This window comes from Enterobacter sp. CPE_E890 (assembly GCF_046521475.1).
GTDB classification, from domain to species: Bacteria; Pseudomonadota; Gammaproteobacteria; order Enterobacterales; family Enterobacteriaceae; genus Enterobacter; species Enterobacter adelaidei.
Genome location: NZ_JBKFZW010000001.1, coordinates 4,029,379 through 4,048,072, shown reverse-complemented (window position 1 = coordinate 4,048,072; position 18,694 = coordinate 4,029,379). Strand labels below are relative to the sequence as shown.

The 18,694-nt window shown below is 54.2% G+C and carries 13 protein-coding genes and 3 tRNA genes; 10 read left to right on the top strand and 6 right to left on the bottom strand.

Features of this window, described 5'->3' with window-relative positions; genetic code table 11:
• Positions 1–104: 104 nt before the first annotated feature.
• The 3 genes from ptrA to recD are packed head-to-tail and all read left to right on the top strand — an operon-like array spanning position 105 to position 8,343.
• Positions 105–2,987 carry a pitrilysin gene (gene ptrA / locus ACLHV9_RS19965; RefSeq protein ID WP_407221006.1) on the top strand — a complete coding sequence of 961 codons (2,883 nt, stop codon included), beginning with the start codon at positions 105–107 and terminating at the stop codon, positions 2,985–2,987.
• Entirely contained in the window at positions 2,984–6,526 is a 3,543-nt protein-coding gene (recB, locus tag ACLHV9_RS19960) for an exodeoxyribonuclease V subunit beta (RefSeq protein ID WP_407221005.1), read from the top strand. Before ptrA ends, recB begins: the two co-directional genes overlap by 4 nt.
• Entirely contained in the window at positions 6,523–8,343 is a 1,821-nt protein-coding gene (gene recD / locus ACLHV9_RS19955) for an exodeoxyribonuclease V subunit alpha (RefSeq protein WP_407221004.1), read from the top strand. Before recB ends, recD begins: the two co-directional genes overlap by 4 nt.
• 34 nt (positions 8,344–8,377) lie before the next feature.
• Here the strand turns inward: recD and argA are convergent, their stop codons facing one another.
• A complete protein-coding gene (gene argA / locus ACLHV9_RS19950) occupies positions 8,378–9,709 on the bottom strand; it encodes an amino-acid N-acetyltransferase (RefSeq protein ID WP_028016905.1) in 1,332 nt (443 codons plus the stop codon).
• Between the two features lie 227 nt (positions 9,710–9,936).
• Here argA and amiC point away from each other — a divergent pair, with 227 nt between their 5' ends.
• Positions 9,937–11,190 (top strand): N-acetylmuramoyl-L-alanine amidase AmiC, encoded by a 1,254-nt coding sequence (gene amiC, locus ACLHV9_RS19945; protein WP_028016904.1) that lies wholly within the window; start codon positions 9,937–9,939, stop codon positions 11,188–11,190.
• A gap of 89 nt (positions 11,191–11,279) precedes the next feature.
• On the opposite strand, the gene ACLHV9_RS19940 is transcribed toward amiC, so the two are convergent.
• The 3 genes from ACLHV9_RS19940 to ACLHV9_RS19930 form a co-directional block, all read right to left on the bottom strand.
• A tRNA-Met gene (locus tag ACLHV9_RS19940) sits at positions 11,280–11,356 on the bottom strand.
• 44 nt (positions 11,357–11,400) lie between these two features.
• Positions 11,401–11,477: transfer RNA gene (locus ACLHV9_RS19935), tRNA-Met, on the bottom strand.
• Between the two features lie 44 nt (positions 11,478–11,521).
• Positions 11,522–11,598 (bottom strand) — tRNA-Met (locus tag ACLHV9_RS19930).
• A 208-nt stretch (positions 11,599–11,806) separates the two neighbouring features.
• Between ACLHV9_RS19930 and mltA the strand changes: the two genes are divergently transcribed.
• Together mltA and tcdA are read left to right on the top strand one after the other, a co-directional pair.
• Positions 11,807–12,904 (top strand): murein transglycosylase A, encoded by a 1,098-nt coding sequence (gene mltA / locus ACLHV9_RS19925; protein WP_028016903.1) that lies wholly within the window; start codon positions 11,807–11,809, stop codon positions 12,902–12,904.
• A gap of 76 nt (positions 12,905–12,980) precedes the next feature.
• Entirely contained in the window at positions 12,981–13,787 is an 807-nt protein-coding gene (gene tcdA / locus ACLHV9_RS19920; protein WP_049005906.1) for a tRNA cyclic N6-threonylcarbamoyladenosine(37) synthase TcdA, read from the top strand.
• Here the strand turns inward: tcdA and csdE are convergent.
• Together csdE and csdA are read right to left on the bottom strand one after the other, a co-directional pair.
• Positions 13,778–14,224 carry a cysteine desulfurase sulfur acceptor subunit CsdE gene (gene csdE, locus ACLHV9_RS19915; RefSeq protein WP_108091058.1) on the bottom strand — a complete coding sequence of 149 codons (447 nt, stop codon included), beginning with the start codon at positions 14,222–14,224 and terminating at the stop codon, positions 13,778–13,780. The genes tcdA and csdE overlap by 10 nt on opposite strands.
• Complete coding sequence (gene csdA, locus ACLHV9_RS19910; protein WP_407221003.1) at positions 14,224–15,429, bottom strand: cysteine desulfurase CsdA; 1,206 nt, start codon at positions 15,427–15,429, stop codon at positions 14,224–14,226. Before csdA ends, csdE begins: the two co-directional genes overlap by 1 nt.
• Positions 15,430–15,621: 192 nt before the next feature.
• Between csdA and ACLHV9_RS19905 the strand changes: the two genes are divergently transcribed.
• The 4 genes from ACLHV9_RS19905 (at position 15,622) to rlmM (ending at position 18,642) form a co-directional block, all read left to right on the top strand.
• Entirely contained in the window at positions 15,622–15,849 is a 228-nt protein-coding gene (locus tag ACLHV9_RS19905) for a YgdI/YgdR family lipoprotein (RefSeq protein ID WP_028016899.1), read from the top strand.
• Between the two features lie 347 nt (positions 15,850–16,196).
• On the top strand, positions 16,197–17,114 hold the full coding sequence (gcvA, locus tag ACLHV9_RS19900; protein ID WP_028016898.1) for a glycine cleavage system transcriptional regulator GcvA: 918 nt from the start codon (positions 16,197–16,199) through the stop codon (positions 17,112–17,114).
• Between the two features lie 39 nt (positions 17,115–17,153).
• Entirely contained in the window at positions 17,154–17,549 is a 396-nt protein-coding gene (locus ACLHV9_RS19895) for a DUF423 domain-containing protein (protein ID WP_028014272.1), read from the top strand.
• A complete protein-coding gene (rlmM, locus tag ACLHV9_RS19890; protein ID WP_049005912.1) occupies positions 17,542–18,642 on the top strand; it encodes a 23S rRNA (cytidine(2498)-2'-O)-methyltransferase RlmM in 1,101 nt (366 codons plus the stop codon). Before ACLHV9_RS19895 ends, rlmM begins: the two co-directional genes overlap by 8 nt.
• Positions 18,643–18,694: the final 52 nt, after the last annotated feature.

Genomic DNA, 18,694 nt, shown 5'->3' with positions numbered 1-18,694 from the left:
TTTATGATGCACCTGTTATCACGGACTGATGTACTCAAAGAAAGAGATGCTGGCGTGCCCAGCACGCAGTTTGTTAATGATGTAGCCGTGATAAAGAGGTCGTAATGCCAGGCAGCACCTTGTTTAAAGCGTTGGTTTTGTTTGTCGCCCTTTGGGCTCCCTTCACTCAAGCAGACTCCGGTTGGCAACCTGTTCAGGAAACTATCCGTAAGAGCGAAAAAGATACCCGGCAGTATCAGGCTATACGCCTTGATAACGGCATGACCGTGCTGCTGGTTTCCGATCCGCAGGCGGTGAAATCCCTCTCGGCGCTGGTGGTGCCGATTGGGTCACTGGAAGATCCTGATGCCCATCCTGGGCTTGCGCACTATCTGGAACATATGACGCTGATGGGGTCTAAAAAATACCCGCAGCCAGATAGCCTGTCCGAATATCTGAAAATGCACGGTGGTAGTCACAATGCCAGCACAGCACCGTACCGTACGGCTTTTTATCTCGAAGTCGAAAATGATGCACTGGAAGGGGCGGTCGATCGTCTTGCTGATTCCATCGCTGCACCGCTGCTGGATAAAAAATATGCTGAACGTGAACGCAATGCCGTTAATGCTGAGTTAACCCTTGCCCGTACGCGAGACGGTATGCGCATGGCCCAGGTGAGCGCCGAAACCATTAACCCGGCGCATCCGGGTTCGCGTTTCTCCGGTGGTAACCTGGAAACATTAAGCGATAAGCCAAACAGCCCGGTGCTTGATGCGCTGCATGCGTTTCGCGACAAATATTACTCCGCGAACCTGATGAAAGCGGTTATCTACAGCAACAAACCGCTGCCAGAGCTGGCAAACATGGCCGCTCAGACGTTTGGTCGTGTGCCGAATAAAAATATCGACTTGCCTCAGATAACCGTTCCGGTAGTCACGGACGCTCAAAAAGGGATTGTTATCCACTACGTGCCCGCCTTGCCGCGCAAGGTGTTACGTGTTGAATTCCGCATTGATAACAACACGGCACAGTTTCGCAGTAAAACCGACGAGCTGGTGACCTATCTGATTGGCAACCGTAGCCCGGGTACGCTTTCTGACTGGCTGCAAAAACAAGGGCTGGTGGAAGGGATTCGAGCTGACTCCGATCCCGTTGTGAACGGCAATAGCGGTGTGCTGGCGATATCTGCGACCCTGACCGACAAAGGGCAGGCAAACCGTGATGAAGTGGTGGCGGCGATCTTTAGCTACCTTTCTCTGCTGCGTGATAAAGGCGTCGATAAACGCTACTTTGATGAACTGGCTCACGTGCTGGATCTCGATTTCCGTTACCCGTCCATTACCCGCGACATGGACTATGTGGAGTGGCTGGCGGATACCATGATCCGCGTGCCGGTGGAACATACTCTCGATGCGGTCAATATCGCCGATCAGTATGATGCTGACGCCGTAAAAGCCCGCCTTGCGATGATGACCCCGCAGAATGCCCGCATCTGGTACATCAGCCCGAACGAACCCCATAACAAAACGGCCTATTTTGTAGACGCCCCTTATCAGGTGGACAAAATCAGCGCCCAGACCTTCGCCGACTGGCAGAAAAGAGCCGGGGAGATTGCGTTGAAACTGCCGGAGTTGAACCCCTACATTCCGGATGATTTCTCGCTGATCAAAGCCACAAAGGATTATCCGCACCCGGAACTTATTATTGATGAGCCGACGCTTCGCGTGGTGTATACCCCAAGCCGCTATTTTGCGAATGAGCCAAAAGCCGATGTCAGCGTCGTTCTGCGTAACCCTAAGGCGATGAATAGCGCCAAAAATCAGGTGATGTTCGCCCTGAATGACTATCTTGCTGGCATCGCGCTCGATCAGCTCAGCAATCAGGCGGCCGTGGGGGGGATCAGCTTCTCAACCAATGCCAATAACGGTTTGATGGTCAATGCAAATGGCTACACTCAGCGCCTGCCTCAGCTGTTCCAGGCACTGCTTGAGGGCTACTTTAGTTACACGCCGACGGAAGAGCAGCTTGAGCAGGCCAAATCCTGGTATGCGCAGATGATGGACTCTGCGGAGAAGGGCAAAGCTTACGATCTTGCGCTTATGCCAGCGCAAATGTTGTCGCAAATTCCTTATTTCCAGCGTGAAGATCGCCGCGCGTTACTGCCTTCTATCTCATTGAAAGATGTCCTCGCTTATCGTGATGCATTGAAAACCAACACGCGTCCCGAGTTCCTGATCGTCGGCAACATGAGTGAGGAGCAGGCCAAAACGCTGGCGGAGAATGTACGCACCCAGCTCGGCTCGAAAGGTGACGAGTGGTGCCGCAACCAGGATGTGCTGGTTGAGAAAAAACAGAATGTGATTTTTGAAAAGGCGGGCACTAGTACGGATTCTGCGCTGGCAGCGGTGTTTGTACCAACGGGTTATGATGAATTCTCCAGTTCAGCGCGGAGTGCCGTTCTGGGACAGATTATTCAGCCGTGGTTCTATAACCAGCTACGTACAGAAGAGCAGCTTGGCTATGCGGTCTTTGCGTTCTCCATGAACGTTGGCCGCCAGTGGGGGCTGGGTTTCCTGCTGCAAAGTAGCGATAAACAACCGGCCTATCTCTGGCAGCGTTATCAGGCTTTCTTCCCACAAGTGGAAGCAAAACTGCGCGCCATGAAACCGGACGAATTTGCCCAGATCCAGCAGGCCGTCATCGCCCAGGTGATGCAGCCACCGCAGACATTGGGTGAAGAAGCGTCACAGCTCAGCAAAGATTTTGATCGCGGTAATCTGAACTTTGATTCGCGTGATAAAGTAGTGGCTGAGATAAAACAGCTGACGCCTCAGAAGGTTGCCGAGTTCTTCCATCAGGCGGTGATTAAGCCGCAGGGAATGACCATCCTGTCTCAGGTTTCCGGTAGCCAGAACGGGAAAACGGAGTACGTGAACCCGAAAGGCTGGAAAGTCTGGAAGAGCGTCAGCGCGCTGCAGCAAACTATGCCCTGGAGTAAGAAAGAATGACCGATACCGCTGAGCCTCTTGATCCCTTACGTTTACCTCTAAAGGGTGAACGATTGATTGAAGCTTCAGCGGGAACGGGAAAAACCTTCACCATTGCCGCGCTCTATCTGCGCCTGCTGTTAGGGCTTGGCGGTAACGCGGCTTTTCCACGTCCTTTAAGCGTGGAAGAGCTGCTGGTCGTCACCTTCACCGAGGCTGCCACCGCGGAGTTGCGCGGTCGTATTCGTACCAATATCCATGAGCTGCGTATCGCCTGTCTGCGTCAGAGTACGGATAACCCTCTCTACGCGAGCCTTCTGGAAGAGATTGCTGATAAGCAACAGGCCGCCCAGTGGTTGCTTCTCGCTGAACGGCAGATGGACGAAGCGTCCGTCTTCACCATTCACGGTTTTTGTCAGCGCATGCTGAGCCTGAATGCGTTTGAATCTGGCATGCTGTTTGAGCAGCAGCTCATTGAAGATGAATCCGTACTTCGCTATCAGGCCTGCGCGGATTTCTGGCGTCGCCATTGCTACCCCTTACCGCGAGATATCGCAGAAGCGGTACATGCGTTATGGAAGGGCCCCGAGGAGCTTCTGCGTGCCATCGATCGCTATCTTCAGGGTGAAGCACCGGTAATCAAATCTCCGCCGCCAGCAGATGAAACTCTCGCTTCTCGCCATGAAAAAATTACCGCCAAAATTGCGGCCATCAAGCAAAAGTGGAATACGTCGGTCGGCGAGATTGAGGCGATCATCGAAAATTCCGGGATCGACAGACGTAAATTTAACCGTGCAAATCAGGGGAAATGGATCGATAAGATCAGCGCCTGGGCACAGGAAGAGACGCGAGGGTATCAGCTCCCGGATGCGCTTGAAAAATTCTCTCAGCGTTTTCTGGTTGAACGAACCAAACCCGATGGCATTGTGCCGGAGCATCCGCTGTTTGTGGCTATCGAAGCCCTGCTGGCCGAACCGTTGACGCTCAATGACCTGATGATCACCCGCGCTATGGTGGAGATCCGTGAAACCGTCTCGCGTGAAAAGCGTCGCCGCGGTGAACTTGGGTTTGACGATATGCTGAGCCGCCTGGATGCCGCGTTATGCAGCGAAAATGGTGAAGCGCTTGCCGCGGCTATTCGTAACCGTTTCCCGGTTGCGATGATTGACGAGTTCCAGGATACCGACCCGCAGCAGTACCGTATTTTCCGCCGCATCTGGCGACAACAGTCTGATACTGCGCTGTTGTTAATTGGCGATCCTAAACAGGCTATTTACGCTTTTCGTGGTGCGGACATTTTCACCTATATGAAAGCCCGCAGCGAAGTTGACGCACATTACACACTGGATACCAACTGGCGTTCATCTCCCGGGATGGTAGAGAGCGTCAATGCGCTTTTCAGCCGCATGGATACGGCATTTATGTTCCGGGAGATCCCTTTCCAGCCGGTAAAATTTGCGACAAAAAATGCCTCATTGCGCTTCGAATTCAACGGTACGACTCAGACCGCCATGAACTTCTGGCTGCTGGACGGAGAAGGCTGTGGCGTTGCGGACTATCAAAATGCCATGGCACAGCACTGTGCCGCGCAAATCCGTGACTGGCTGAGTGCGGGGGCACGTGGCGAAGCGGTGCTCTGGAAGGGCGAGGAGTCAACCCCCGTAAAGGCATCGGATATTACGGTGCTCGTGCGTAGCCGTCAGGAGGCTGCGCTTATCCGCGATGCCCTGACATTGCTGAACATTCCGTCCGTCTACCTCTCAAACCGCGACAGTGTCTTCGAAACGCTGGAAGCGCAGGAGATGTTATGGCTGCTGCAGGCGGTGCTGGCCCCGGAGAGGGAGAGCACGCTTCGCAGCGCGTTAGCCAGCGCGATGCTCGGGCTGAATGCGCGTGATATTGATGCGCTCAACAACGACGAAGACGCGTGGGATGCGGTAGTGGAAGAGTTTGTTTACTACCGGGATAAATGGCACAGACGAGGTGTAATGGCGATGATACGTGAGCTCATGGCGCAGCGTCACATTGCGGAGAATATGCTTGCGACCGCGGGCGGTGAACGTCGTCTGACCGACATTTTGCACATCAGTGAACTGCTGCAGGAAGCGGGCACGCAACTGGAGAGTGAACACGCTCTGGTGCGCTGGCTGGCGCAACAGATTGCCGACCCGAACAGTAATTCGTCCAGTCAGCAGATGCGTCTTGAAAGTGATAAACATCTGGTGCAGATCGTCACCATTCACAAGTCGAAAGGCCTGGAGTATCCGCTGGTCTGGTTGCCGTTTATTGCCAATTACCGCGTGCAGGATCAGGCCTTTTACCACGATCGCGAGTCATTTGAGGCGGTGCTCGATCTCAGTAAAGCTGAGTCCAGCGTTGAGCTGGCAGAGGCCGAACGTCTGGCGGAAGATTTACGCCTGCTCTATGTAGCGCTGACCCGTTCGGTCTGGCACTGCAGCATGGGTGTCGCCCCACTGTTTCGTCGCCGTGGTGAGAAGACCGGGGAGAGCGATTTTCATCTGAGTGCGCTGGGGCGGCTTATTCAGCTCGGGGAACCCAAAGATGCAGCAGGCCTGCGCCAGTGCATCGAATCACTATGTGGGGATCATACTGCCCTGCACATTCCGTCGCAGCCCGATAATAGCCGCTGGCAAATACCGGAGCTCCGCGAGTCTGAGCTCCATGCCCGTCAGGTTGTGCGCACAATTGCTGACGACTGGCGCGTGACGAGTTATTCCGGTTTACAGCAGCACGGGCAGAGCATTGCCCAGGATCTGATGCCAAAACTGGACGTCGATGCAGCAGGGACCGGTAGCGTACCTGTTGAGCCAGCGCTCACTCCGCATCAATTCCCGCGTGGCGCCTCACCAGGCACATTTTTACATAGCCTGTTTGAAGAGCTGGATTTTACCCAGCCAGTCTCTGAGGAGTGGGTGCTAAAGATGTTGCAGAGTGGAGGCTATGACGCTCAGTGGCAGCCGGTTCTCACCGACTGGATCAGCACGGTTCTGCACGCCCCACTGACGGCGCAAGGGATCTCTCTGAGTCAGTTGACTAACAAAGATAAACAGGTGGAGATGGAATTTTATCTCCCTATTGCCAGCCCCCTCAGAGCCGACGCGCTTGATGCGTTGATCCGCGAGCATGATCCGTTATCTGCCGGTTGCCCAGCGCTGAACTTCCGCCAGGTGCAGGGAATGTTAAAAGGGTTTATCGACCTGGTTTTCCGCCACGAAGGGCGTTACTACCTGCTGGACTACAAATCAAACTGGTTGGGTGAAAACAGCGAAGCCTATACCCAGCAGGCGATGGCATCAGCCATGCAAGCACATCGCTACGATCTGCAGTATCAGCTCTATACCCTGGCGCTGCATCGGTACCTGCGGCATCGCATTGCCGATTATCGTTACGAAGACCATTTTGGCGGCGTTATTTACCTGTTCCTGCGCGGAGTGGATGCTAACGATCCGCGCTCTGGCATCTTTAGTACGCGTCCGGCTGTGGAACTGATTGAAAAAATGGATAACTTGTTTTCCGCAAGCACAGAGGAGGTGGCATGACGATGCAGGCGCTATTGCTGGAAGCGGTAGAACAACGATTACTCCGCCACCTCGATGTACAGTTTGCCATGATGGTGGCAGGCGATGAACCCGCTGTGATGCTCGCCGCCGCAATCCTGAGTAAAGACGCGGGAGAGGGGCATGTCTGCCTGCCGCTGTCGCGTCTGGTTGTTGATGAGAAAATGCCTCCGGCTTTACAGGCGTGTTTCGCGTTGCTGGATGACGCAGTGGACTGGCAGGGGATATTACTCGGCTCGCCAGCCGTGAGCGGAACCGATACCGGGACGCCGATGATCCTGTGCGGCGAACGTTTGTACCTTAACCGGCTGTGGCGCAATGAACTGACGGTGGCGCGCTTCTTCAGCGAGACGAATGCGCCTCTGCCTTGCGATGAAGCGCAACTCCGGCAGGTGCTGGATACGCTGTTTACCTCTGATGAGGCGACAGACTGGCAAAAAGTCGCGGCAGCCGTGGCGTTGACGCGGCGGATCTCGGTTATCTCTGGCGGCCCGGGAACCGGGAAAACGACCACCGTGGCAAAACTGCTTGCCGCGTTGATCCAGCTATCGGGCGAGCACAAGTGCCGTATTCGTCTGGCGGCCCCCACTGGCAAAGCGGCGGCTCGTCTGACGGAATCGTTAGGTGGGGCATTGCAAAAGCTGCCGCTCACCGGGGAGCAACTTGCGCTTTTCCCAAATGAAGCCAGTACGCTGCACCGACTGCTTGGTGCTCAGCCAGGTAGCCAGCGTCTGCGATATCATGCGGGTAACCCGCTGCATCTGGACGTACTGGTGGTAGATGAAGCATCGATGATCGACCTGACGATGATGTCGCGGTTGATTGATGCTCTGCCGCCCCATGCGCGCGTCATTTTTCTGGGCGATCGTGACCAGCTTGCTTCAGTGGAAGCTGGGGCGGTGCTGGGGGATATTTGTACTTACGCCAGCTTTGGCTATACCACCGCGCGTGCTCAGGAGCTGGCGCGTTTGACCGGATGCGTACTTGAACCCGATAACTCGCCAGTGGCGGGAGCGCTACGCGACAGCCTGTGCCTGCTGCAAAAAAGCTATCGTTTCGGCAGCGACTCCGGTATCGGCCAACTGGCTGCCGCGGTAAACCGTGGCGATCGGCACAGTACGCGTGCGGTGTTTGACGGTACGTTTACCGACATCGAGAAAAAATCACTGCAAAGCGGAGAAGAGTATCAGGTGATGCTGGATGACGCCCTGGAGGGGTATCAGCATTTCCTGGCATGTGTCCAACAGCGCAACTCACCAGAGCAGGTCATTGCCGCCTTTGGTGAGTACCAGTTACTGTGCGCACTGAGGGAAGGGCCGTTTGGCGTCAGTGGGCTGAACGACAGGCTGGAGCAGCTTCTTGTTCAGAAGCACAAAATCAACCGCATGCCGCATTCGCGCTGGTTTGAAGGACGACCCGTAATGATCTCCCGCAACGACAGTGCGCTGGGGTTGTTTAACGGGGATATCGGGATTGCGCTCGATCGCGGCCAGGGGCTGCGCGTCTGGTTCCAGTTGCCGGACGGTAGCGTGAAGTCTTTCCAGCCCAGCCGTTTGCCTGAGCATGAAACCGCGTGGGCGATGACGGTGCATAAATCCCAGGGCTCCGAGTTTAACCATGCGGCGCTGATCCTGCCGACACAGCTTTCACCTGTTATTACCCGCGAGCTGATTTATACCGCGATTACGCGCGCGCGTCAGCGCTTGTCACTCTATACCGATGAACGTGTGCTGGTGCAGGCCATTGCCACCCGTACAGAGCGCCGGAGCGGACTGAGCGCGATATTTGAGTCTCTTTAAGCGAAAGCCCTCACCAGACGGTGAGGGCATCGTATCATCCCAGATCAGCCATCAGCACTTTTGAACGGCGCTGATAGTTGTACATCTCTTTCTTCGTTTCTGGCAGATAATCTATATCTACCGGCGTGAATCCACGCTCCTGGAACCAGTGAATGCTGCGTGTCGTCAGGACGAACAGCTTGCTCAGGCCCATCTGGCGGGCTTGCGCTGCCACGCGCTCAAGCAGCATTTCGCCGCGTGAGGAGCTGCGGTAATCAGGGTGCACCGCCACGCAGGCCATTTCACCGATCTTCTCTTCCGGGAATGGATAGAGTGCGGCACAGGCAATGGTCAGGTTATCGCGCTGAATAATGGTGAATTTGTCGATCTCCATTTCCAGCTGTTCCCGCGAACGACGCACCAGAATACCCTGTTGCTCCAGCGGCCGGATCAGTTCCAGAATACCGCCGATATCATTGATGGTGGCGCGGCGGATCTGCTCCGCACTCTCCATCACAATCTGTGTACCAATACCGTCGCGGGAGAACAGCTCCTGCAGTAGGGCGCCGTCTTCCTGATAGCTGATCAGGTGGCTGCGGCGCACGCCGCTGCGACAGGCTTTCACCGCACCACGCAGAAAACGCACGGTACCAGAATGGTAGTCACCTTCAGCTTCCAGTGCTTCTACGCGGGCCTGGGCTTCATTAGGGAAGAGTTCGGGCACAATCACCCCTTCATCGTTTACGACACCCTGGGAAGAGCAAAACCCAATCATTTTTTCCGCCTTCAGCTTGATCGCCAGCTGCGTGGCAATCTCTTCAGACGTCAGGTTAAAGCTTTCTCCGGTCACGGAAACGGCGACCGGGCCCATCAGCACGATGGCACCGCTGTCCAGCTGGCGGTGAATAGCTTCTTCATCAATACGACGAATACGGCCGCTGTGGCAGTAATCGACGCCATCGTCCACGCCGAGCGGCTGGGCAATGATGAAGTTACCGCTCACGACGTTGATATGCGCACCCTGCAATGGCGTGTTATTCAGGCTCATCGACAGGCGAGCCGTAATATCCAGCTGCAGCAGACCTGCAGCTTGCTTCACCAGCTCCAGGGTTTTCGCATCCGTAACGCGGGTATGTTTGTGGTAAATCGGCTCGTGGTGGTGTGCGGCCAGGTTGGCGTCGATCTGCGGGCGCGCGCCATAGACCACCACCAGGCGGATCCCGAGGCTGTGTAGCAGGCCAATATCATTGACGATGCTGGAAAAATTTTCATGCTCAATGGCTTCGCCGCCAAGCATGATGACAAACGTTTTTCCCCGATGGGCGTTGATATAGGGAACAGAATGGCGGAATCCCTGGACCAGTTCGGTTCTACGCTCCTTCACCATGGCACAACCCTTAATGAATGTTTATTCGTAATTTCTGTATTTTTATTCGATTGTGGGCGTGTGTGCAAGCGCAAATTTTCCGCGACCCACAGAAATTAATAAGTAATCCGTGCGTTAACGTATGATTGTTTACCCTTTAATAGATGACAGTTTATGCGTCATTCGTTAAAGTTTTCGGTCAATTTGGACATTTTGTATATCAGTCAGTTTTCTTGCTCGGGAGAAGCATGTCGGGATCCAACTCAGCAATAAGCCGTCGCCGTTTGTTAAAAGGGGCCGGGGCAATGTGGTTGCTTAGCGTCAGTCAGGTAGGATTAGCCGCCACAAGTCAGGTGGTGGCGGTTCGCGTCTGGCCGTCGTCGACCTATACGCGCGTGACGGTTGAATCCAATCGCGTGTTGAAATATAAGCAATTTGCCTTAAGCAATCCTGAACGCGTGGTCGTGGATCTCGAAGGGGTGAATCTCAATTCCGTGCTGAAGGGGATGGCGGCGCAGATCCGCGGTGACGATCCGTTTATTAAATCGGCGCGCGTCGGGCAGTTTGATCCGCAAACCGTGCGTATGGTGTTTGAGCTGAAGCAGAACGTTAAGCCTCAACTGTTTGCTCTCGCACCTGTTGCGACCTTCAAAGAGCGTCTGGTAATGGATCTCTACCCGGCGAATGCGACGGATATTCAGGATCCTCTGTTGGCGTTACTGGAAGATTATAACCAGGGCAATCTTGAGAAGCAGGTTCCACCTGCGCAAAGTGGCCCACAGCCGGGTAAAGCAGGGCGCGATCGTCCGATTGTGATCATGCTTGATCCGGGGCACGGCGGGGAAGACTCGGGTGCTGTCGGAAAATATCGCACCCGCGAAAAAGACGTGGTGCTGCAAATCGCCCGCCGTCTGAAGGCGTTGATCGATAAAGAAGGCAATATGCGCGCCTATATGACGCGTAATGAAGATGTCTTTATTCCGCTGAAAGTTCGCGTGGCAAAAGCGCAGAAGCAGCGCGCCGATTTGTTTGTGTCTATCCATGCGGATGCGTTTACCAGCCGCCAGCCAAGCGGTTCTTCGGTGTTTGCGCTCTCAACCAAAGGGGCGACCAGTACTGCCGCGAGATATCTCGCGGATACCCAGAACGCCTCGGATCTCATCGGTGGTGTGGGCAAAAGCGGCGACCGTTATGTCGATCACACCATGTTCGATATGGTGCAATCACTGACCATCAACGACAGCCTGAAATTTGGTAAAGCGGTGTTGGGCAAGCTGGGTAACATCAATAAGCTGCATAAAAACAGCGTAGAACAGGCCGGGTTTGCGGTGCTCAAGGCGCCGGACATTCCGTCCATTCTGGTTGAGACGGCTTTTATCAGTAATGTTGAAGAAGAGCGTAAGCTCAAGACGGCAAAATTCCAGCAGGAGGTAGCGGAGTCGATTCTGGCAGGGATCCGAGCGTATTTCTCTGATGGGGCGACGCTGGCGCGACGCGGGTAAATCTTTCAGCCGGGTGAAATACCCGGCAAATTCACAAACGACAGATACAAAAAAACACCCTTAAGGGTGTTTATTGTTTTAAGAAGTATTGGTTGCGGGGGCCGGATTTGAACCGACGACCTTCGGGTTATGAGCCCGACGAGCTACCAGGCTGCTCCACCCCGCGTCCGTCTTTCTACTTCTGTAGAAACTTACTTCTTCAAATTTGATTGGTTGCGGGGGCCGGATTTGAACCGACGACCTTCGGGTTATGAGCCCGACGAGCTACCAGGCTGCTCCACCCCGCGTCCGTCTTTCTACTGTTGTAGAAGATACTTCATCAAATTTTAATTGGTTGCGGGGGCCGGATTTGAACCGACGACCTTCGGGTTATGAGCCCGACGAGCTACCAGGCTGCTCCACCCCGCGTCCGTGGATGCGCACTATACTCGGATAGGTTTGTGATGCAACCCCTTTTTCACATAAATCATGATTTTGTATGCAAATTGAACGACATGGCTCTGTTTGGACTATTTTTTGCGCAAAATTTGCCAAAGGTCATGCGATCGCATTTCATTAGCCCTGGCGGTTTGTTATCTTCATCACGCGGAAATGGGCAACTTAAAGACGAGATATAATGAAAGGACGTTGGGCGAAGTATCTGATGACGGGCGCAATGGTAGCCATTCTTGCGGCCTGCTCTTCCAAACCGACCGATCGCGGTCAACAGTATAAAGACGGGAAATTATCCCAGCCTTTCTCCTTAGTTAACCAGCCTGATGCTGTTGGCGCACCGATTAACGCCGGAGATTTCTCCGAGCAGGTCTATCAGATCCGCAATGCGTCACCACGCCTGTATGGCTCACAAAACAACGTTTACAGTGCAGTACAGGACTGGCTGCGCGCGGGCGGCGATACGCGCAACATGCGCCAGTTTGGTATCGACGCCTGGCAGATGGAAGGGGCAGATAACTACGGGAACGTCCAGTTCACGGGGTATTACACGCCAGTGATTCAGGCGCGGCACTCCCGCCAGGGCGAATTCCAGTATCCAATTTATCGTATGCCGCCAAAACGCGGCCGCCTGCCGTCCCGTGCAGAAATCTACTCTGGTGCGTTGAGCGAAAACTACGTCCTGGCTTACAGCAATTCACTGATGGATAACTTCATCATGGATGTTCAGGGCAGCGGTTATATTGATTTCGGTGATGGTTCGCCGCTTAACTTCTTCAGCTATTCCGGTAAAAACGGCCATGCCTATCGCAGTATTGGTAAGGTGTTGATCGATCGCGGCGAAGTGAAGAAAGAAGATATGTCGATGCAGGCGATCCGCGAGTGGGGTGAAAAACACAGCGAAGCCGAGGTGCGCGAGCTGCTGGAACAAAACCCGTCGTTTGTCTTCTTTAAACCGCAAAACTTTGCTCCGGTGAAAGGGGCGAGCGCTGTACCGCTGATTGGTCGTGCGTCGGTGGCATCGGATCGTTCAATTATTCCTGCTGGCACTACGCTGCTCGCGGAAGTGCCTCTGCTGGATAATAATGGCAAATTTAACGGCCAGTATGAGCTACGTCTGATGGTGGCGCTGGATGTGGGTGGGGCGATTAAAGGCCAGCACTTCGATATCTATCAGGGGATTGGTCCGGATGCGGGTCACCGTGCCGGCTGGTATAACCACTACGGACGCGTATGGGTGCTCAAAGCAGCGCCGGGCGCAGGAAGCGTATTCAGCGGCTGATTGTGGTATTCTGAGCGCAATACGGATTCATGTTCAGGGTGAGGAGAAACCTCACCCTTTTTACATCTGAGGTTTTATGTCAGTGGTAATCAGCGATGCCTGGCGTCAGCGTTTTGGCGGCACGGCACGTCTCTATGGTGAAAAAGCCCTGCAGCTGTTTGCGGATGCGCATGTTTGCGTCGTGGGTATTGGTGGTGTGGGTTCCTGGGCGGCAGAAGCGCTGGCGAGAACCGGTATTGGCGCAATCACGCTGATTGATATGGACGACGTGTGCGTCACCAACACCAACCGTCAAATCCATGCCCTGCGTGATAACGTCGGTCTGGCAAAATCTGAGGTCATGGCGGAGCGTATTCGTCTGATCAACCCTGAATGCCGGGTGACGGTCATTGACGACTTTGTGACAGCCGATAACGTCGCAGAGTACATGAATAAAGGCTACAGCTATGTGATTGATGCCATTGACAGCGTACGCCCTAAAGCCGCGCTGATCGCTTACTGTCGTCGTTACAAGGTACCTCTGGTCACCACTGGTGGCGCAGGAGGGCAGATCGACCCTACGCAGATCCAGGTGGCCGATCTGGCGAAAACCATTCAGGATCCGCTGGCTGCCAAGCTGCGTGAAAGGCTGAAGAGCGACTTTAACGTGGTGAAGAACAGCAAAGGCAAGCTCGGCGTTGACTGCGTGTTTTCTACAGAAGCGCTGGTCTACCCGCAGGCTGATGGCTCTGTCTGTGCGATGAAAAGTACGGCGGAAGGGCCAAAACGTATGGATTGTGCCTCAGGCTTTGGTGCGGCCACTATGGTGACCGCGTCCTTCGGTTTTATAGCTGTATCTCACGCCCTGAAGAAGATGATGGCGAAAGCAGAACGTCAGGCCTGAGCCTGACGTGCCGCATCCTGCACCGCTTCGCTAAGCGCGATCAGACCCTGGCCGCGTGAGGCGCTAAGCTGCGCCCGCAGCCCAAGCTCATCAAACAGCGCCAGCGGCGAGTGTGCCAGCAACTCCGCCGCGCTTTTCCCCTCGACGGCGGTTAACAGTACCGCCAACAGCCCGCGGACAATACGTCCTTCGCTGTCGCCAAAGAAATGCAGCTTCTCGCCAGCGACGCTGACGCCCAGCCAGACGCGGTTCTCGCAGCCAGCGATCTCTTTTGCCTGGGCTTTTAGGTCGTCAGACAGCGTCGGGAGCTGTTTACCGAGAAGGATTAACTGGCGATATTTATCTTCCCATTGTGAGAGAGGGGCGAAGGTCTGTTTTAAGGTCTCTTCTGTGATGACCGTGCCAAACGGATGTCCGGCTAAAGCAGCGTGAGTCATTAATCCACCAGTATTTCAAGGGCGCGGTCGACGGCGGCAACCAGCGCATCAACATCGCTTCGGGTATTATATGGCGCAAACGAGGCGCGTAGCGTACCGCTAACGCCGAGTGCCGCCAGGAGCGGCTGGGCACAATGCTGTCCGGCACGCAGGGCAATGCCATACCCGGCAAGTAGCGTCACCATGTCGCTATGATGAACGCCTGCAAAATCAAAGGCGAGCAGGCTGGAATCCTGAACGCGGAACGAGCGGAAACCCGGGCGCTTTTTGAGTTCTTCCTCTGCAAGCGTCGCCAGTCCGCGGCTCCAGCTTTCAGCCTGAGCAGTGTCTGTTTCAGCAAGCCATTCGAGAGCGGCACTCAGACCAATGACGCCGGCCACGTTTGGCGTACCGGCTTCAAGGCGATAGGGAATCTCCTGGGTTTTAAAGCCGTCGAAGGTCACTTCGGTAATCATTTTGCCGCCACCGAGCCACGGTGTCATTTGCGCCAGCAGTTCCGGCTTACCGTACAACGCTCCGATGCCGGTTGGGCCATACAGCTTGTGTGCAGAGAAAGCGTAAAAATCAATATCCAGCTTTTGCACATCAGCAGGGAAATGCACGATCCCTTGTGCGCCATCGACCATCACCACCATGCCGCTGGCATGGGCGATGCGAATGGCCTGAGCCAGATCCGGACATCCCCCCGTGACGTTCGACATCTGCCCGAGGGCCAGAATGCGGCTGCGTGGAGTAATCAACTCAGGCAGTTGAGCCACGTCGGGTAGGAGATCTGGTCCCAGCGGGAGTTTCACAATACGTGCCCCCGTTTGCTCAGCGACCATCAACCACGGTACCAGGTTGGCATGGTGCTCTGCCTCACTGACGATGATCTCATCTCCTGGCTGTAGCAACGGGCGTGCATAGCACTGGGCCACCATATTGATGGCTTCGGTCGTGCCCCGCGTCCAGACGATATTTTTCCCGCCTTCTGCATTGATCAAACGTGCTACCTGATCGCGTGCGGCTTCATAGCGCGCGGTCAGACGCTGCGCTTCGGCAAACTGGCTGCGATGCACATTCCCGGCGCTCAGGCTGTAGAACTGCTGCGTCGCTTCAATAACCGCCTGTGGCTTCAGGGCGGTGGCAGCGCTATCAAGATAAATACCGGCATCGGCCAGCGCCGGAAACTGTTCGCGAAAATGTGCGGGACTGAAAGCGTTCATGGGATTCCTCATTTCAATAGCAAGATCGTCGCGCAATTTCAGCGGCAGGGCAAGGAGGTTGATATCTATCAGAATTGTCTGCTTATCCTGATGACCCCAAAAAAGCAGGTTATGCTAAATAGTGTTAGGCGGATGTTTTAGCCTGTTATAAATCGAGGTTTGAATAGCATTAATTGCTAAAGGAGAATAATCATGAACAAGACAGCTGCAATCATTTCTGCCTGTGCGTTTACTTTTGCCCTGAGCGCCTGTTCTGGTAACAACTACGTGATGCACACCAACGATGGTCGTTCCATCGTTTCGGAAGGGAAACCGTCAACTGATAATGATACCGGGATGATTTCATACAAAGATGCCAACGGGAACAAGCAGCAGATCAACCGAAGCGATGTTAAAGAGATGGTTGAGATTCAGCACTAAGATCGCAGGCGAAAAAAAAGCACCGCAAATTGGCGGTGCTACATTAATCACTATGGACAGACAGGGTAAATGTACAGGAAGTGAAAAATTGGTAGCGTTGCTACCGTGGTCTGAATCGCAGACCAATTGCAAACACAACAACACAACATCACAACCGTAAGCCAAAAGCCCTTCAGAACACGCATTCCAAAAAAAGCTCTTCGTTCCGGCTCAGGAAGTGCCGCCACTATAGGTATTTGCTGGTAGTTCCTCAACGGACAAATTATAATGTCTCAGATAAAAAAAACTAATAGGTTAAACGTTGTTTCCTGTTTGTTAAAATCCGTTAACATCTAAGCCAGATAACCATGTCGAAGCGATTGCCACCCCTTAATGCATTACGTGTTTTTGATGCAGCAGCACGTCACCTGAGCTTTACACGTGCAGCAGATGAGCTTTTTGTGACACAGGCCGCAGTAAGTCACCAAATCAAGTCCCTGGAGGATTTTCTGGGCCTTAAGCTGTTTCGTCGACGCAACCGTTCATTGCTGTTGACCGAAGAGGGGCAGAGCTATTTTCAGGATATTAAAGAGATTTTTTCCCAGCTCACGGAGGCCACGCGTAAGCTGCAGGCCCGAAGTGCAAAAGGTGCCCTGACTGTTAGTTTATTGCCCAGTTTTGCCATTCAATGGCTGGTGCCAAGACTCTCAAGCTTTAACTCAGCTTATCCGGGGATCGACGTTCGAATCCAGGCGGTCGATCGTCAGGAAGACAAGCTGGCAGATGACGTCGATGTCGCCATTTTTTACGGTCGCGGTAACTGGCCGGGCTTGCGCGTCGAAAAATTATACGCAGAATATCTCCTGCCGGTCTGTTCGCCTCTGCTATTAACGGGTGAAAAGGCGCTGAAGACACCTGCTGACCTGGCGCAACATACACTTTTACATGATGCGTCTCGCCGTGACTGGCAAACTTATACCCGTCAATTAGGTCTTACTCATATAAACGTGCAGCAGGGGCCCATTTTTAGCCACAGTGCGATGGTGTTACAGGCTGCTATTCACGGGCAAGGCGTGGCGTTGGCGAACAACGTCATGGCGCAGTCCGAAATTGAGGCAGGCCGCCTGGTTTGCCCTTTTAATGATGTTCTGGTCAGCAAGAATGCGTTTTATCTGGTTTGTCATGACAGTCAGGCAGAACTGGGTAAAATAGCCGCTTTCCGGCAGTGGATACTGGCGAAAGCGGCAAGCGAGCAAGAAAAATTCCGCTTCAGGTATGAACAATAACGTTTGTGTGCCGGGCACGCATCAATTCAGGACTTAAACATGACCAGCCGATTCATGCTGATTTTTGCCGCGGTGAGTGGCTTTATTTTTGTTGCACTGGGCGCTTTTGGCGCACATGTATTAAGCAAGTCTTTGGGCGCAGTAGAGATGGGCTGGATCCAGACCGGCCTTGAATATCAGGCATTCCACACGTTGGCTATTTTTGGGCTGGCGGTGGCGATGCAGCGCCGTATCAGTATCTGGTTTTACTGGAGCAGCGTCTTTATGGCGTTGGGCACCGTGCTTTTCAGTGGCAGTCTCTACTGTCTGGCACTTTCGCATTTACGCCTGTGGGCGTTTGTTACACCTGTCGGTGGCGTTAGCTTCCTGGCGGGTTGGGTATTAATGTTTATCGGAGCTATCCGTCTGAAACGCAAGGGCGTTGTTCATGAATAAGGTTGTTTTATATTGTCGCCCGGGGTTTGAGAAAGAGTGCGCCGCGGAAATTACCGATAAAGCGGCAAAGCGCGAGGTCTTCGGCTTTGCGCGCGTTAAAGAGAATGCAGGCTATGTGGTATTTGAATGCTATCAGCCTGAAGACGCGGATAAGCTGGCGCGTGAACTACCTTTCAACTCATTGATCTTTGCCCGCCAGATGTTTGTCGCGGGTGAGCTGCTGAAGGATCTTCCGCCGGAAGACCGTATCACCCCAATTGTCGGCATGCTGCAGGGCGTGGTGGAGAAGGGCGGGGATCTGCGCGTTGAAGTGGCGGATACCAATGAAAGCAAAGAGCTGATGAAGTTCTGCCGCAAATTTACCGTACCGCTGCGTGCAGCGCTGCGTGATGCGGGTATCCTGACGAACTACGAAACGCCTAAACGTCCGGTGGTGCATATCTTCTTTATCGCACCAGGCTGCTGCTATACGGGGTATTCATACACCACCAACAACTCTCCCTTCTTTATGGGCATCCCGCGTTTGCGCTTCCCGGCCGATGCGCCGAGCCGTTCAACGCTGAAGCTGGAAGAAGCCTTCCACGTCTTTATCCCGGCAGATGAGTGGGACGAGCGTCTGGCAAACGGCATGTATGCCGTCGATCTCGGTGCGTGCCCGGGCGGCTGGACCTACCAACTGGTGAAACGTAACATGTGGGTTTCATCTGTCGATAACGGCCCGATGGCACAAAGCCTGATGGATACCGGGCAGGTTACCTGGCTGCGTGAAGATGGTTTCCGCTATCGTCCGAACCGGAACAACATCTCCTGGATGGTGTGCGATATGGTTGAGAAACCGGCCAAAGTGGCCGCGCTGATGGCTTCCTGGCTGGTGAACGGCTGGTGTCGTGAGACGATCTTCAACCTCAAGTTGCCAATGAAAAAGCGCTATGAGGAAGTGTCGCAGAATCTGGCTTATATTCAGCAGCAACTGGATGAGCATGGCATTAACGCGGAGATCCAGGCGCGTCAGCTGTATCACGACCGCGAAGAGGTGACGGTGCATATTCGTCGCTGGTGGGCCGCTGTCGGTGGACGTCGCGACGAGCGATAGTGTGTGCTTTATTTTGCCCGGTGGCGCTGTGCTTGCCGGGCAGACAAATCGT

Coding starts and splice junctions, on each gene's coding strand:
- tcdA (WP_049005906.1), top strand. CDS start 12,981: ATGTCAGTGGTAATCAGCGATGCCTGGCGTCAGCGTTTTGGCGGCACG.
- recD (WP_407221004.1), top strand. CDS start 6,523: ATGACGATGCAGGCGCTATTGCTGGAAGCGGTAGAACAACGATTACTC.
- amiC (WP_028016904.1), top strand. CDS start 9,937: ATGTCGGGATCCAACTCAGCAATAAGCCGTCGCCGTTTGTTAAAAGGG.
- ptrA (WP_407221006.1), top strand. CDS start 105: ATGCCAGGCAGCACCTTGTTTAAAGCGTTGGTTTTGTTTGTCGCCCTT.
- rlmM (WP_049005912.1), top strand. CDS start 17,542: ATGAATAAGGTTGTTTTATATTGTCGCCCGGGGTTTGAGAAAGAGTGC.
- argA (WP_028016905.1), bottom strand. CDS start 9,709: ATGGTGAAGGAGCGTAGAACCGAACTGGTCCAGGGATTCCGCCATTCT.
- ACLHV9_RS19895 (WP_028014272.1), top strand. CDS start 17,154: ATGACCAGCCGATTCATGCTGATTTTTGCCGCGGTGAGTGGCTTTATT.
- recB (WP_407221005.1), top strand. CDS start 2,984: ATGACCGATACCGCTGAGCCTCTTGATCCCTTACGTTTACCTCTAAAG.
- gcvA (WP_028016898.1), top strand. CDS start 16,197: ATGTCGAAGCGATTGCCACCCCTTAATGCATTACGTGTTTTTGATGCA.
- mltA (WP_028016903.1), top strand. CDS start 11,807: ATGAAAGGACGTTGGGCGAAGTATCTGATGACGGGCGCAATGGTAGCC.
- ACLHV9_RS19905 (WP_028016899.1), top strand. CDS start 15,622: ATGAACAAGACAGCTGCAATCATTTCTGCCTGTGCGTTTACTTTTGCC.
- csdE (WP_108091058.1), bottom strand. CDS start 14,224: ATGACTCACGCTGCTTTAGCCGGACATCCGTTTGGCACGGTCATCACA.
- csdA (WP_407221003.1), bottom strand. CDS start 15,429: ATGAACGCTTTCAGTCCCGCACATTTTCGCGAACAGTTTCCGGCGCTG.